This window comes from Brucella pecoris (assembly GCF_006376675.1).
Taxonomy (GTDB): Bacteria; Pseudomonadota; Alphaproteobacteria; order Rhizobiales; family Rhizobiaceae; genus Brucella; species Brucella pecoris.
On record NZ_VEWK01000008.1, the window covers coordinates 106,437 to 121,897 of the forward strand.

A 15,461-nucleotide genomic window follows, 5' to 3' on the forward strand; every position below is an offset into this window, starting at 1 on the left:
GCCCACCTTGTTGCCGATAATTCCCTTTTGTCGGGCAATAAACAAGGAAAATTATTTCAGAATTTGCCGAACCCATGATGCCGAAATTGCGTTCACGAGACGGTGAGCGGATTGCCATTTCCGCCCATCTGGCTTGCTTATCGGTTATCCGCAATAATCATCTGAGCGGCCTTCTCGGCGATCATGAGAGTCGGCGAGTTGGTGTTGCCGGAAGTGATCGTCGGCATGACCGAGGCGTCGGCGACGCGCAGCCCCGCAATACCGTTCAAGCGCAGGCGGGGATCGACGATTGCTTCCACGTCCTGTCCCATGCGGCAGGTACCGACCGGATGGAAAATCGTCGTGCCGATATCGCCGGCGGCCATTTCCAACTGTTCCTGCGTTTCGTAAGCAGGACCCGGCTTGAACTCCTCGGGGCTGAACTTTTGTAACGGTGCCTGCGCCACGATATGGCGCGTGATGCGGATAGCGTCGGCGGCAACGCGACGGTCGCTCTCGGCGGCGAGATAATTCGGTCTGATTGCCGGTTGGGCGCGATGATCCGGCGACTTGATGTGGATCGAACCGCGGCTGTCGGGGCGCAGATTGCACACGCTTGCCGTGAAGGCAGGGAAGGGGTGGACGTTTTCGCCGAATTTTTCCAGGCTCAGCGGCTGCACGTGATATTGCAGGTTGGCGGTCTCAAAGGACGGGTCCGAACGGGTGAAAACGCCGAGCTGGCTTGGCGCCATCGACATGGGGCCGGATTGACGCAGCAGATATTCCAGCCCGATCATCGCCTTGCCAAACAGCTTGTTGGCTTTTTCGTTGAGGGTCGGAATGCCTGTAACCTTATATGCGCAGCGTAGCTGGAGATGATCCTGCAGGTTTTCGCCAAGCTGCTTGCGCTCCAGCTTCACAGGGATGCCCGCCTGCTGCAGCACGTCGCCGCGCCCGATGCCCGACAATTCGAGAATTTGCGGCGATCCGACCGCACCGGCAGCCAGAATGACTTCGCGCTTTGCCTTTACCGTGCGGGTGGTGCCGTTCTGGTCGAAAGTGACGCCGGTGGCGCGCAGATCCTCGATCTCGATGCGGCGCACATGCGCGCCGGTTTCGACCGTCAGATTGTTGCGACCCAGAGCGGGACGCAGAAAGGCCTTGGCGGTATTCCAGCGAATGCCACGCTTCTGATTGACCTTGAAATAGGATACGCCTTCATTGTCGCCGCCATTGAAATCGTCGGTGGCGGGGATGCCCGCAGAGACTGCTGCATCGCGAAAGGCATCCAGAATATCCCAGTGCAGGCGGGCGTTTTCGACGCGCCATTCGCCGCCCGCGCCGTGCAGATCGCTGGCGCCTGTAAAATAGTCTTCCGATTTTTTGAAGAGGGGCAGGACATCATCCCAGCCCCAGCCTTCGCATCCGGCTTGACGCCACAGGTCGTAGTCGCGGGCCTGACCGCGCATATAGATCATGCCATTGATGGAGGAGCAGCCGCCCAGCACCTTGCCGCGCGGATAGCCAAGCGAACGACCGTTCAGCCCCGGTTCGGCTTCCGTGGTGAAGCACCAGTCGGTGCGTGGATTACCGATGCAATAGAGATAGCCAACCGGGATGTGAATCCAGGCGTAATTGTCCTTTCCGCCTGCCTCCAGCAGCAGCACGGAACGGTTCTGGTCTGCGGAAAGCCGGTTCGCAAGGGCGCAACCTGCCGTGCCCGCGCCAACCACGATGTAATCGTAGGTGTCGGTCATGATCTCATATCCAGTAAAAGACGGAGCCGCTATCGAACGAGCGTGCGGCTCCCGAAATGTTGGTTAGCCGAAGAGTTTCTTTCCAATCCGCGATGCATAGAATTCGCCCACGATTCCCTTACGGAAGAGGAGGACGCATGCCATGAAGATGACGCCCGTTACGATTGTGACCGGGAAGTCGGATGTTGCGAGATAGTTCTGCAGTGCGACGACGAAGGCTGCGCCGACGATGGGGCCGATAAGCGTTCCGATGCCGCCGAGAAGCGTCATCAGGATCACTTCGCCCGACATCTGCCAGCCGACATCGGTCAGCGTTGCAAACTGGAAGACGAGCGCCTTCAAGCCGCCCGCAAGTCCTGCAAGCCCTGCCGACATGACGAAGGCTGCAAGCTTGTAGCGGTTGACGGAATAGCCGAGCGAGACGGCACGGTTTTCGTTTTCGCGCACCGACTTCAGGATCATGCCGAAGGGCGAGTTGATGATGCGCCAGATAACGAACACACCGAGGACGAACACGGCCAGCACGAAATAATACATGTTCATGGGCTGGTTGAGATCGATGATGCCGAAGAGATAACCGCGCGGCACACCCTGCAAGCCATCTTCGCCATGGGTGAAGGATGCCTGCAGGCAGAAGAAGAAGAACATCTGCGCCAATGCCAGCGTAATCATCGTCGAATAGATGCCCTGACGGCGAATGGCGAGATAGCCGATGACGAGGCCAAGGGCTGCTGCGGCGAGAACGCCGAGCACCAGCCCCAGTTCCGGTGTCACACCCCAGACTTTCACGGTATGAGCCGTGATATAGGCCGCGCCGCCGAAGAAGGCCGCATGGCCGAAGGAGAGAATGCCTGTATAGCCAAGCAGGAGGTTGAAGGCGGAAGCGAACAGCGCAAAGCACAGCATCTTCATCAGGAAGATGGGGTAGACCATGAAGGGGGCAGCCAGCAGTCCGACCAGCGCGATGCTGAGGACGATGATCGAGAGGCTTTTGACGGCAGGTGCCTTGCTGTCGCGCGGGGCCGCAGTTGCCTTGGGAGTAGCCTTGAGAGCGGTATCAGCCATGTCAGGCCTCCTTCCCGAACAGTCCGGCGGGTCGAACCAGAAGGACGATAGCCATGATGACGAAGATGACGATGCTGGAGGCTTCCGGATAGAAGACCTTGGTCAGACCTTCCGCCAGCCCCAGCACATAGCCGGTGATGATGGCGCCAAGGATCGAGCCCATGCCGCCGACAACCACCACGGCAAAGACCACGATGATGATGTTGGAGCCCATCAGTGGACTGACCTGATAGATCGGGGCCGCCATGATGCCTGCAACACCGGCAAGGGCAGCACCCAGCGCATAGGTGAAGGTGAGGAGCAACGGCACATTGATGCCGAAGGCTTTGACCAGCGTGGGGTTTTCAGTCGCGGCTCGCAGATAGGCGCCGAGTTTGGTCTTTTCGACCAGAAGCCAGGTGCCGAGACAGACAAAAAGCGAGGCAACGACTACCCAGGCGCGATAGTTCGGCAGGAACATGAAGCCGAGATTATGCCCGCCTGCAAGCGATGGCGGTACAGCATAAGGCTGCCCGGCAGCGCCATAATAATAGCGGAACGTGCCTTCGATCACCAGCGCAAGGCCGAAGGTGAAGAGCAGGCCATAAAGCGGATCGAGATTGTAGAGCCGCGACAGGGCCACGCGCTCGATGATCGCACCGCCAAGTCCGACGGTGAGGGGCGCTAGAACAAGCGCTGGCCAGTAGCCGATGCCGAGCCAGCTCAACAGCAGATAGCCGACGAAAGCGCCAAGCATATATTGCGCGCCATGGGCGAAGTTGATGATGCGCAAAAGCCCGAAGATGATCGCAAGGCCGAGGCTCAGCATAGCGTAGAACGAGCCGTTGATGAGGCCGACCAGCAGTTGCCCGAGAAGTGCCTGCAGAGGTATTCCGAAGATCATGGTCATTGTCTCAGACTCCCAGCGCGTGCGTGAGCGCCGCCATGCGGGCGGGCAGTTCGGCGGTCGGGAAGTTTTCCGTCACCACGCCATGATCCATGAGGTAGAAGCGGTCGGCGACCTTGGCGGCAAAGCGGAAGTTCTGCTCGACCAGAAGCACGGTCATGCCGCGCTTCTTCAGCTCCACCAGCACGTCGCCGATGCGCTGCACGATGACGGGCGCCAGACCTTCGGTCGGCTCGTCGAGCAGCAGCACCTTGACCCCGGTGCGCAGGATGCGTGCAATCGCCAGCATCTGCTGTTCGCCGCCCGACAGCTTGGTGCCGGGGCTGTTGCGGCGCTCATGCAGATTGGGAAAGAGTTCGTAGATCTCATCCAGAGACATGATGCTCTGGCTGCCCCCTTGATCGCCCTTGGCGACGACGGGCGGCAAAAGCAGGTTTTCATGCACGCTGAGCGTGGCGAAGATACCGCGCTCTTCCGGCACGAAACCGAGACCAGCATGGGCAATGCGATGCAGCGGCACGCGCATGATGTCCTTGCCGTCCAGTGTGATGGTGCCGGTGCGCTTGCGGATGATGCCCATGATTGCGCGCAATGTGGTGGTCTTGCCGACGCCGTTACGGCCCAGAAGCGTGATGGTTTCTCCCGGCCAAATGTCGAGGTCGACGCCATGCAGGGCGTGGCTTTCGCCATACCAGGCATTCAGCCCGCGCACGGACAGGAGCGGTTGGCCTTTATTCATGTTCGGTTCCCATATAGGCGGTGCGCACGCGCTCGTCCTTTGAGACGTCGGCATAGCTGCCGGAGGCGAGAATCTCGCCGCGTTGCAACACCGTGACATGGTGAGCGATATCGGCCACCACCTTGAGATTGTGCTCGACCATCAGCACCGCACGATCCTTCGCCACATCGGCAATGAGGGCGGCAATGGTGTGGACGTCTTCATGGCCCATGCCCGCCATCGGCTCGTCGAGCAGCAGCACTTTGGGGTCAAGCGCCAGCGTGGTGGCGATCTCGAGCGCGCGTTTGCGGCCGTAGGACAGATCGGCGGCCTGTGCATAACGGGCATCGGCAAGGCCGACGCGTTCCAGAAGCTCGGTCGCCTGTGCATCAAGCCGGTCGAGTGCTGACAATGAACGCCAGAACTGCGTGGCAAGTCCGTTGGGGCGCTGCAGCGCGACCTTCACATTCTCCAGCACCGTCAGATGCGGGAAGGTGGCCGAAATCTGGAATGAGCGCACCAGCCCCATGCGGGCCACTTTGGCCGGATCGGTTTTGGTGATGGTTTCGCCAAGAAGTGTGATCTCACCGCTCGATGGCTGCAAGAACTTGGTCAGGAGGTTGAAAACCGTGGTTTTGCCTGCGCCATTCGGGCCGATCAGCGCGTGAACGCGAGCATGTTCCACGTCGAGATCGACATTCTTGACCGCGTGAAAGCCGCCAAAAGACTTGCCCAGTCCGCGCGCCGACAGAACGGTCCGACCGCCGGATGAGCCTCCACCGTTCGGCCCTGCTTCATGCAGGGCCGCCATATTGCCAGTTGCTGCGTTCATTCAACCAGCCTCTTACTGCGTTACCAGCGGGCAGCCGCTTTCTTCCGGCTTCATGTAAGCCTGATCGCCGGGAATGGTGTCCAGCACCTTATAGTAATCCCAAGGCGCCTTGCTTTCATCCGGCTTCTTCACTTCCATCAGATACATGTCGTAGATCATGCGACCGTTGGGGCCGACCTTGCCATGACGGGCAAAGACATCTTCGACCGGCATTTCATGCAGCTTCTTGGCGACGGCTTCAGTTTCGTCCGTGCCTGCTTCCTTGATCGCCTTCAAATACTGGGTGACGGCGGAATAGGTGCCTGCCTGGATCATGTTTGGCATACGGCCGGTCCGCTCGAAGAAACGCTTGCCGAATTCACGCGATTCATCGTCGCGATCCCAGTAAAAGCCTTCCGTCAGTGTCAACCCTTGAGCGGCTTCGAGACCGAGACCGTGCACTTCCGACAGGGTAAAGAGCAGAGCCGCGAGGCGCTGCCCACCGGCAACGATACCGAATTCAGCCGCCTGCTTGATAGCATTCGATGTGTCGAGACCAGCATTGGCGAGGCCGACCACCTTGGCACCGGAGGCCTGTGCCTGCAGCAGGAAGGAGGAATAATCAGTGGTTGCCAGCGGGTGGCGCACGGAACCAAGCACCTTGCCGCCCTTGGATTCGACGAATTTGGTCGTCTGCTCTTCCAGCGAATAGCCGAAGGCATAGTCGGCGGTGAGGAAGAACCAGGTATCGCCGCCCTGCTGCACGAGCGAGCCGCCGGTGCCGACTGCAAGCGCATGAGTGTCATAGGCCCAGTGGAAGCCATAAGGCGTGCACTGCTTGCCCGTCAGTTCCGATGTGGCAGCGCCTGTGTTGATGGTGATCTTCTTCTTGTCTTTCGACAGGGCCTGCACGGCGAGGCCGACTGACGAGGTCGTCAGTTCCATGATGGAATCGACCTGTTCGGTGTCGTACCATTGGCGCGCAATGTTCGAGGCGACGTCCGGCTTGTTCTGGTGATCGGCGGTGATGATTTCAATCGGCGCATCGAGCACTTTGCCGCCGAAATCTTCGGCAGCCATCTTGGCAGCCTCGAACGACCATTTGCCGCCGAAATCGGCATAGACGCCGGATTGATCGTTCAGAATGCCAATCTTGACCTTGCCGTCGGAAATTTCCGCTGCCGACGAGATAGCCGTGGCGGCGAACAGCGCTGCCGTTGCAAGTGCGAGACATTTCATGAAGTGCTCCTCCCAATAACACTATAAACCGTAACGGGAAAACCGCACGGCATTCTCCTTCAAGTAGTCTTTCCAGACAGGAAAACGACTTATCCTCTTTGTCGTTCATCCCTCCCTTGCGCCCGATTTGTTCCTCCGCTCGGACTTTGAATTAGAACGGTAGCATTGACAAATGCGTACACGAACAACAATTTTTGAACACTGTCTGTTCAAAAACGTACAGATACAGAGGCAGAAGCGACTGCAATTGTTTGGGAGGGGTGCATGCGGCAGTTCACATGGGACGATCTGCAATATTTTCTGGCGGTCGCGCGCACCGGCCAGCTCTCCACGGCTGCACGGCAATTGCGCACCAGCCATGTCACTGTTCTGCGTCGGATCGACCGGCTCGAGCAGGCCCTTTCGACCAAGCTTTTCGAGCGCAATCCGCGCGGTTATCTGCTGACGCCGATCGGCGAACGGCTGGTGGTGTCTGCCGAGGTCATGGAACGCGAGGCGATGAAGTTCCACACCGAAGCCACCGGCAATCTGGCGGCGCTGTCGGGTGTCGTGCGCCTTTCGACGCTGGAAGGTTTCGGCAATTTCTTTCTTGCCGACCGCCTGCCAGTGCTGGCGCAATCCTATCCAAGCCTGTTTGTGGAAGTGGTGACGATCCAGCAGATCATGTCGCTGTCACGTCGTGAGGCGGAACTGTCGATCACGTTGCATATGCCGCGCACGGGTCCCTATCACAGCGAGAAGCTGACGCCTTATCGTCTTTTCATCTATGGACATCGCGATTATCTGGAGCGGCATCCGCCGATCAGGACGCGCGAGGATATGGCCCGGCATCCCTTCATCGGATATATCGACGACATGGTTTTCACGCCTGGCCTCGATTATATGCGCGAAATCCTGCCGGGGCAGCGCTGTACCTATCAAAGCTCCAGCATCCATGCGCAGCTTATCGCCACGCAGATCGGATATGGCCTATGTGTCCTGCCTTATTTTATCGCCAGCCGGCATCCGGAACTGGTTCCGGTTCTGCCGCGTGAAATGCATCTGGTGCGTGAATACTGGATGAGCTGCCATATCGACGTCGTGGCCGCACCGCGAATCCGGGTGCTGAGCGATTTCATGATCCGCGCTGTGCGCGAGTCTTCAGCAATCTTCCTTGGGGAACCCCTGCTGCGGGCATGAATTATAGTGAGATGGTCGTTCGTTGCCGGTCAAAGCATTTCCAGCAAAAGTGCGAAGCGTCTACGTGGGGAAATCAGTTCACTGGACTGATTTCTGATCCCGCTTCGATGCGTAGGATAATGCGTAAAAACAAAGAGATAGAGCGGCTCTACGATTCCGTCTTAACTGAAACCGCTCTAGATCGTGCCCCCGCCAATGGCGAAAATGCATGTGATGACGAGCGCGGTAAAACCGAACCCGATAATGAATAAATTGAGCGTTCTCATGTCCCCTCCTTTTCAACCCAGGGGCGTTATGTTCGACTTGGGGTGGAATGTCTACCTTAAATTGCAATGATCCAGACTAAAGTTGTGGAGTCTTGTTTCAAACAGTTTCGCGCTCGATATCACGACGAAGAACGATTGCAGTAGTGAGATCCTCTACAGTTTCATGGGTAGCGATGAGATCGCGCAGGCTGTTGAGACGATCGATGGTAGGCACTTCAACCTCGACGATAAGATCAAGCTGACCGCTCACCGAGGAGACCCGGCGCACTTCGGCGTGTCGCGCCAGTTCATCGAGAAGACCGAGGGCCGGGGTGCGTTTGAGGCTGACGAGGATCATGGCGCGGATGACATTCTTGTCGATCTGGCCTATGTCGGCCCTGTAGCCGCGTATGACACCGTTCTTTTCAAGATTGGCGACGCGCTCGCCGGTTGCGCTGCGGGACAGGCCGATACGCCCCGCCAGCGTTTTCAGCGGTATGCGCGCTTCCTTGGAAAGAATGGCCAGTATCTCGCGATCTTTCGCATCCAGTTCCCGCATGGTCGGTTCTTTCGTGCTGCCGTAAATGTGCCGGTTCATTCCGGCAAAGTGCCGGTCTGACCGACGTCTTGTCTGATGCCTGAAAATCGCGGACATGCCAAGCTGATCCTATGATCTCCCATTCATATTCAACCCGTGAAGCACCTCCCATGACCGATATCTCGCATCCCGCCCCCGACTTTTCTGCGCAAGAGGCCGAAGTGCTGGCCCAGCTTCATTTCGGTGTGACGGCAAGTGCTTCACCGCTCGACAGTGAGCGCGACCGCAATTTCCGGCTGAAGACGGGCAATGGATCAGGGGACTGGATTCTGAAGGTCGTGAATGCGAGCGAGCCGCGCGTGGAAAGTGAGTTCCAGACCGCGCTCCTGCAGCATCTGGCCAAGGCCGATCCGGCGCTCGCCGTGCCGCGCCTGAAGGCGAGCCTGTCGGGCGAGGTTCTGGCTTCTGCCGAAAAGGAAGCGGGCAAGCCGCATGCGCTGCGGGTGGCAAGCTGGCTTCCCGGCACGCCGCTGGCCGAGGTCAAGCGCACCAACACGCTGATGCACAATCTGGGCGGTGCACTGGGGCAACTGGACCGCGCCTTGCAGGGCTTCATTCATCCGGGCGCCTTGCGCGATTTCGACTGGGACGTGCGCCATGCGGGCCGGGCGCGTGATCGCCTGCATTTCATCGACAAGCCGGAAGATCGTGCCGTCGTCGAGCGTTTCCTTGTTCGTTTCGAGCGTGATGTGGCTCCGAAACTGCCGCTCCAGCGCGCGCAAGTGATCCACAGCGACGCCAATGACTGGAATGTGCTGGTCGACCCGCAGGACAACGAGCGTATCGCCGGGCTGATCGATTTCGGCGATGCGGTTCACACCGTTCTGGTTGCCGAAGTGGCGATTGCCGCTGCCTATTCCATTCTGGATATGGACGACCCGATTGGTGCCGCCGCTGCCCTTGCTGCCGGGTTCCATGCGAAATATCCGCTTTTGCCGCAGGAAATCGACCTCATATTCGATCTGATTGCGATGCGCCTCGTCACCAGCGTGACACTGTCGGCCTCGCGCCGCGAAAAGACCGGCGATAATCCCTATCTTGCGATCAGTGAAGCGCCTGCATGGCGGCTTCTGCACAAGCTCGATGCCATGAACCCGCGCTTTGCGACCGCCATTTTGCGCAAGGCCTGCGGTTTCGATGCTGTCGACGGTGCCGGTGCGGTCCGCGACTGGATCAGCGCCAACCGAAAGAACTTCGCCTCCATCGTCCGCCCGCATCCGGCGACCATGACCAAGGCGCTGGTGCCTTATGGCGATCCGGCCCATGTGATGACAGTCGATTCCGCCGCGCAGCGCCCGAAGGAAGCAACGGCCTGGTGGGACGATTTCTGTGCCCGCAACCATGTGGAACTGGGCATCGGCCCGTGGGGAGAAAATCGTACCGTTTATACCGATGAGGCGTTTCGTTCCCGCTTTGTCGAAGGCGAGCGGCGTGTCCACCATCTGGGGCTCGACCTGTTCATGCCTGCAGGTACGCCCGTCTACACGCCGCTTGCAGCCACTGTGAAAAGCGTCGAGATCGAGACCGCGCCGCTTGGCTATGGCGGGCTGATCGCGCTGGAGCATCAGCCGGAAGGCTGCCCGCCTTTCATCACGCTTTGGGGCCATATGGCGCATGAGGCTGTGTCCCGCCTCAAGCCGGGGCAAAAGCTCGCCGCCGGTGATCTCGTTGGCCCTATGGGCGACATGCATGAGAATGGTGGCTGGACGCCGCATCTCCATTTCCAGATTTCGACCGATACCGGCCTCACGGCAGCGGAAATTCTAGGTGTCGGCGAGAATGCTTATCTCGATGTGTGGGCCGATATTTTCCCGGATGCCGCAGTCCTTGCCGATATTCCGGCGGAAGCCTTCCATCAGACAGGACGCACGCGCGCCGAAATCGTCAGCGCACGCAAGGACATTTTGCTGCCGAACCTCTCCATCTCCTATTCCGAGCCGATCAAGTTCGTGCGCGGCGAAGGGGCATGGCTGATCGACAATCGGGGTCGCGCCTATCTCGATTGCTTCAACAATGTCTGCCATCTCGGTCATGCTCATCCGCAAGTGGTGGAAGCGATCGCCAGACAGGCTGCGATCCTCAACACCAATACGCGCTATCTGCACGACAATATCGTTTCCTATGCGGAACGCCTGACAGCGACCTTGCCTGAAGGTTTGACGGTGGCGTCTTTTGCCTGTTCGGGCAGTGAAGCGAACAGTCTGGCGCTGCGCATGGCACGCGCGCATTCAGGCCAGCGCGATGCGCTGGTGCTCGACTGGGCCTATCACGGCACGACGCAGGAGCTGATCGATCTCAGCCCCTATAAATACAAGCGCAAGGGCGGCAAGGGACGTCCGGACCATGTGTTCGAAGCGGTTATTCCCGACAGCTATCGCGCGCCGGAAAATTGGCCGTTGCAGGAACATGGCAAGCGTTTTGCCGAAAGCATTGCCGAGCAGATTGAGGCCATCAAAAGCCTTGGACGCGGCCCGGCTTATTTCATCGCCGAGTCGATCCCGAGCGTTGCCGGTCAGGTCTTCCTGCCGGAAGGTTATCTGCAGGAAGTCTACAGGATGGTGCGGGCGGCTGGCGGTGTCTGCATCGCGGACGAGGTGCAGGTCGGCTTCGGCCGTGTCGGCAGCCACTGGTGGGCATTCGAAATGCAGGATGTGGTGCCGGATATCGTCACCATGGGCAAGCCCATCGGTAACGGCCATCCGATGTCGGCTGTGGTAACGACCCGCGAAATAGCCAACGGCTTCAACAATGGCATGGAATATTTCAACACATTCGGCGGTAATCCGGTTTCCTGCGCGGCGGGTCTGGCAGTGCTGGATGTCATTGAGCGCAATGATCTGCGCCGCAACGCGCTCGATATCGGCAATTATCTCATCGACGGGTTCCGCTCGATGCAGAAGCGCTTCGATATTATTGGCGATGTGCGCGGGCAGGGGCTGTTCCTCGGTATCGAACTGGTGATGGATCGCAAGACCAAGGAACCGGCGACGGCGCTGGCCAAGAAAATCAATGATGGCGCGCGCGAACGCGGCATTTTGATGGGAACCGAAGGCCCGTTCGACAATGTTCTGAAAATGCGCCCGCCGATGATCTTCACACGCGCCAATGCCGATCATCTCTTAAGCATTCTGGAGGATAGCTTCGCGGCTGCTCTGAAGTAGTTCGTAGTCGGATAACTGAACAAACAACAAGCCCGGCGGCATGTCGCCGGGCAATGGATCGGCTTTTGCCGAAACTCTGGGAGGAGGAACAATGAAAAAGATAGTTTTGGGTTCGTTGTTGGCGGCAGGTTTTGCTCTGTCTGCCCAGACTGGTGCGCAGGCGGATACGCTCAGCACCGTGAAGGAGCGCGGCAAGATCAATTGCGGCGTCAGCCAAGGGGTTGCGGGATTTTCGTCGCCGGACGACCAGGGCAAATGGACCGGCTTCGACATTGATTTCTGCCGCGCCGTATCGGCGGCAGTCTTCGGCGACCCTGACAAGGTGAGCTTTATTCCGCTTTCGACCAAGGAGCGCTTTACCGCATTGCAGTCCGGCGCGGTCGACCTGCTTTCGCGCCAGACGACCTGGACGCTTTCACGCGATGCGGGCATGGGCGTCCATTTTGTCGGCACGGCCTATTATGACGGACAGGGCTTCATGATCCGCAAGGATCTGGGCGTCGATAGCGCCCTGAAGCTTGATGGTGCGTCGGTCTGTACCGAACAGGGGACGACCACTGAACAGAACGTTGCCGATTATTTCAGCGCCAACAACATCAAATACGAGCCGGTGGTGATCGATTCCGCCGACGGTATTCTGAAGGCGTTCGAAACGGGTCGCTGCGATGTTTATACGACCGATGCATCCGCACTTTATGCGCAGCGTCTCAAGCTTGCCGAACCCGATGCTTTCACCGTTCTGCCGGAAGTGATTTCCAAGGAGCCGCTTGGACCCGCCGTCCGACAGGGTGATGACAAATGGTTCAATATCGTTCGCTGGACCCTGTTTGCAATGCTTGAGGCAGAGGAGTTGGGCATTACGCAAGCCTCTGCCGAAGCGGATCTGAATTCCAAGAAGCCGGATGTGCGCCGGTTCCTTGGAACCGAAGGCGACAGCGGCCAGCAGCTCGGCCTTGAGCCGAAATGGGCCTATAATGTCGTCTCCAAGATCGGCAATTATGGTGAAATGTTCGAACGCACCATCGGCAAGGGCAGCCTGCTCAAGATCGACCGTGGCATCAACGCATTGTGGAACAAGGGCGGGCTGATGTACGCGCCGCCCGTAAAGTAATAGGACTTATACCAAGGCGCTGAAATGCTAACGCATCACGCCTTGAAAAAGTTCAATCGCCACTTGGGCTTAACCAAAGTCCAATGAGTTTTATTCAATGGACTTAGAGCATTTCCTATTTTGGTTCAATTTTTGGAAATGCTCTATCTATTTGTTTTTACGCATGTCTTTATCCCGAAACCGGTTCCCACTTTCGGGAGACATGTTCTAGGTTTACAATTCCTCGAGCAGATCGCCGAAGGCTTCAATATCGCGCAGGCGCTTTCGTCCGGAAGCGCCTGCTTTTTCAATCGCCCGCGTGGTCAGCAGATGGCAGAGCGCCATGACCGCGACGTGGTTGAACAGCGGGCCGGGCGCCAATGTCTGGCAATGAAAATGCCATTGCGCGGAAGCCCGGAACGGCGCGCCTTCATCGGTGATATAGAGAAGTTTCGCACCGCGCTTTTCGATGGCGGCAAGAATGTCATCCATCTTCGCGATGCGGCGGCGAAGCGCGAAGACGATGACCAAATCGTCGGGGCTGATGCTCGCAATATATTCACCGAGTGTCTGGCCCGGTCCGGGAACCGCAACGATATTGTCCACCACCTGTATCATCTGCCATTGCAGGTAGGCCGCAAAAGGCTGGCTGCTGCGAAAACCGAACACCCATGTCTTGCGCGCACTGAGCATCGCGTCCACAACGGCATCAATCTGCGTTTCGCGTATGGAAAGAAAGGTCTTTTCCAGATTGGCAATGCCCTGACCGACATGCGAGGATAGGGACTGCCCGCTCTCTGAATCGGTAGCACTCGACAGAAACAAACGCGATCCCGTCTGTTTCTCTTCGCGGGCGTGACGTCGGGATTCTTCATAAGTGTCGTAGCCGAGACGCTGCACGAAGCGCGTCACAGTCGCGTTGGAAACATGGGCGAGCGCCGCCAGTTCCGACGCCGAATAGCTCGCCAGTTCCCCCGGAAAATCACAGACGAATTCACCAAGCCTTTTTTCGGCTGGCGGCAGTTCGCCCATGACGTCTCTTACACGGGTCAGAAAGGACTTTTCGGTGGGTTTCATGGCCTGCCTGATGAAATCAGATTTTCAGAATGCCTAACTATTAGCAGCTTTTGATTAATTTTGCATCTTTTTCGCTTAAGGATTGAGCAGATTATCTATCTGAAAATAAAGGATAAAAAAGTTCTTGTAAAAATTGATTTTCTGATGTTTGATTATGAAAAAATAATTTCATGCGGCTAATATCATGGGAGTTGGACCGTTATGGCAGGGGAACAAATGATACAATCCGGTGCGACATCACCGGCCATCAAGCAGATGGAAAATGCTTTGGGAAACATCGGTGTGACGACTGCGCACAAGCAGATTCTCGCGCTGATCCTGATCGGCTGTCTCTTTGACAGTTTTGAGCAGAATACGATTGGCCTTGTGGGGCCGATCCTTCGCGAACAATGGGGTCTGTCGGGTGCCGATATCGGTTTCCTCAACACCATCACCTTCGCAAGTGCGGCAGCAGGCCGTCTCCTGTCCGGCATTCTTGGTGACCGGTACGGTCGCCGTGTCATGCTGACAATCAATCTTCTTCTCTTCACCGTCGGTTCCGCACTTTGTGCACTCGCTCCGAGCTTCGGCTGGCTCTGCTTCGCCCGTGCCATTGTCGGTTTTGGTGTCGGCGGCGAAATCTCGACCGCAGTGACGATGCTTGCCGAATTCTGTTCGCCGAAGTTCCGCGGAACCGCTGCCGGTCTCGTCAATGTTGGTGCAGGCGGCTTTGGCAACTTCCTCGCACCGGCTTTCGGCCTGCTGGTCTTCACGCTCTTTCCGGGCGACGACAACTGGCGCTGGCTCTTCGCCGTATTGGCTATCCCCGCTTTCCTCGTCGTATTCTTCCGCCGTTACGTGCCGGAAACACCGCGTTTCCTCGCTTCGCAAGGCAAGATCGACGAAGCAAACAAGGTGCTTTCCATTCTGGCGTCCGGAACACTCCGGCCCAAGAACCTGAAAGTCACTGAATATCTGTCGAAGTCGGAAGATAGTGACGTCAAGCCAGTCAAAGGCAACTGGAAGGAACTGTTTCAGGCCCCTTATCTCGGTCGCACCGTCCCGGTGGCGATTGCGATCTTGATGAGCTACGGCGCGCAGCTTTCTGTCCTGACGCTGATGCCGATGATCTTCGTTTCGATGGGCTATACGCTTTCGGGCAGCCTCCTTTACAGCATGATCATCCAGAGCGGCAGCGTGCTCGGCGCCATTGCGGCATCGGCCTTTGGCTACTACTTCCCGCGTAAGAAGGTTCTCAGCCTCGGTGCGGTCTGCGCCTGCGCCGCAGCACTTTCGATCATCTATCTTGGCACGAATATCTATCTGGTGCTGTTCTTCGGAGCCTTGTTCCAGTTCTTTGTGCTGTTGCTGAACACGTCGATCTGGATTTACGCGCCGGAACTCTACCCGACCCGCATCCGTGGCTTCGGTGTGGCACTTATCCTCGCGAGCGGTTCGGCAGCCGGGTCCTTCGTGCCGACAATTGCTGGCGCCTTGTTCGACACATATGGAATGCTCGGTGTCTTCGGCCTTGCAGCATCGATGTACGCGATCTTCGCATTCTGCATCCAGCTTGGACCGGAAACCTATGGCCGGTCCATGGAAGACCTGACCCAGCCGGCGGAAGCCGAGGAGCCAACGGTCGACTTCACTAAAACTGCTAAAGAACAGGCCTGA

General features: G+C 57.9%; 12 protein-coding genes. 4 read left to right on the plus strand and 8 right to left on the minus strand.

What is annotated here, in order from left to right; genetic code table 11:
* Window positions 1-137 precede the first annotated feature (137 nt).
* The 6 genes from FIB18_RS15505 to FIB18_RS15530 all read right to left on the minus strand — a co-directional run bounded on the left by FIB18_RS15505 (window position 138) and on the right by FIB18_RS15530 (window position 6,455).
* Entirely contained in the window at window positions 138-1,736 is a 1,599-nt protein-coding gene (locus FIB18_RS15505; protein ID WP_140021560.1) for a GMC family oxidoreductase, read from the minus strand.
* Between the two features lie 63 nt (window positions 1,737-1,799).
* Window positions 1,800-2,801: a branched-chain amino acid ABC transporter permease gene (locus tag FIB18_RS15510; RefSeq protein ID WP_140021561.1), complete on the minus strand. Its 1,002-nt coding sequence runs from the start codon at window positions 2,799-2,801 to the stop codon at window positions 1,800-1,802.
* Window position 2,802: 1 nt separating this feature from the next.
* On the minus strand, window positions 2,803-3,690 hold the full coding sequence (locus FIB18_RS15515; RefSeq protein ID WP_140021562.1) for a branched-chain amino acid ABC transporter permease: 888 nt from the start codon (window positions 3,688-3,690) through the stop codon (window positions 2,803-2,805).
* Between the two features lie 4 nt (window positions 3,691-3,694).
* Window positions 3,695-4,426, minus strand: a complete 732-nt coding sequence (locus FIB18_RS15520) for an ABC transporter ATP-binding protein (RefSeq protein ID WP_140021563.1) — start codon at window positions 4,424-4,426, stop codon at window positions 3,695-3,697.
* Complete coding sequence (locus FIB18_RS15525; RefSeq protein WP_140021564.1) at window positions 4,419-5,237, minus strand: ABC transporter ATP-binding protein; 819 nt, start codon at window positions 5,235-5,237, stop codon at window positions 4,419-4,421. The genes FIB18_RS15520 and FIB18_RS15525 overlap by 8 nt, the downstream gene beginning before the upstream one ends.
* 12 nt (window positions 5,238-5,249) lie before the next feature.
* Entirely contained in the window at window positions 5,250-6,455 is a 1,206-nt protein-coding gene (locus FIB18_RS15530; RefSeq protein WP_109987344.1) for an ABC transporter substrate-binding protein, read from the minus strand.
* 264 nt (window positions 6,456-6,719) lie between these two features.
* Here FIB18_RS15530 and FIB18_RS15535 point away from each other — a divergent pair, with 264 nt between their 5' ends.
* On the plus strand, window positions 6,720-7,634 hold the full coding sequence (locus FIB18_RS15535; RefSeq protein ID WP_140021565.1) for a LysR family transcriptional regulator: 915 nt from the start codon (window positions 6,720-6,722) through the stop codon (window positions 7,632-7,634).
* 363 nt (window positions 7,635-7,997) lie between these two features.
* Here the strand turns inward: FIB18_RS15535 and FIB18_RS15540 are convergent, their stop codons facing one another.
* Window positions 7,998-8,438, minus strand: a complete 441-nt coding sequence (locus FIB18_RS15540) for an Lrp/AsnC family transcriptional regulator (protein ID WP_071633156.1) — start codon at window positions 8,436-8,438, stop codon at window positions 7,998-8,000.
* 149 nt (window positions 8,439-8,587) lie between these two features.
* On the opposite strand from FIB18_RS15540, the gene FIB18_RS15545 reads away from it, so the two are divergent.
* Window positions 8,588-11,638: an aminotransferase class III-fold pyridoxal phosphate-dependent enzyme gene (locus tag FIB18_RS15545; protein ID WP_140021566.1), complete on the plus strand. Its 3,051-nt coding sequence runs from the start codon at window positions 8,588-8,590 to the stop codon at window positions 11,636-11,638.
* A gap of 91 nt (window positions 11,639-11,729) precedes the next feature.
* A complete protein-coding gene (locus tag FIB18_RS15550; RefSeq protein ID WP_140021567.1) occupies window positions 11,730-12,749 on the plus strand; it encodes an amino acid ABC transporter substrate-binding protein in 1,020 nt (339 codons plus the stop codon).
* A 213-nt stretch (window positions 12,750-12,962) separates the two neighbouring features.
* Here FIB18_RS15550 and FIB18_RS15555 read toward each other — a convergent pair whose 3' ends face one another.
* Window positions 12,963-13,805 carry a MurR/RpiR family transcriptional regulator gene (locus FIB18_RS15555; protein WP_140021568.1) on the minus strand — a complete coding sequence of 281 codons (843 nt, stop codon included), beginning with the start codon at window positions 13,803-13,805 and terminating at the stop codon, window positions 12,963-12,965.
* A gap of 201 nt (window positions 13,806-14,006) precedes the next feature.
* On the opposite strand from FIB18_RS15555, the gene FIB18_RS15560 reads away from it, so the two are divergent.
* Complete coding sequence (locus FIB18_RS15560) at window positions 14,007-15,461, plus strand: MFS transporter (protein ID WP_174977440.1); 1,455 nt, start codon at window positions 14,007-14,009, stop codon at window positions 15,459-15,461.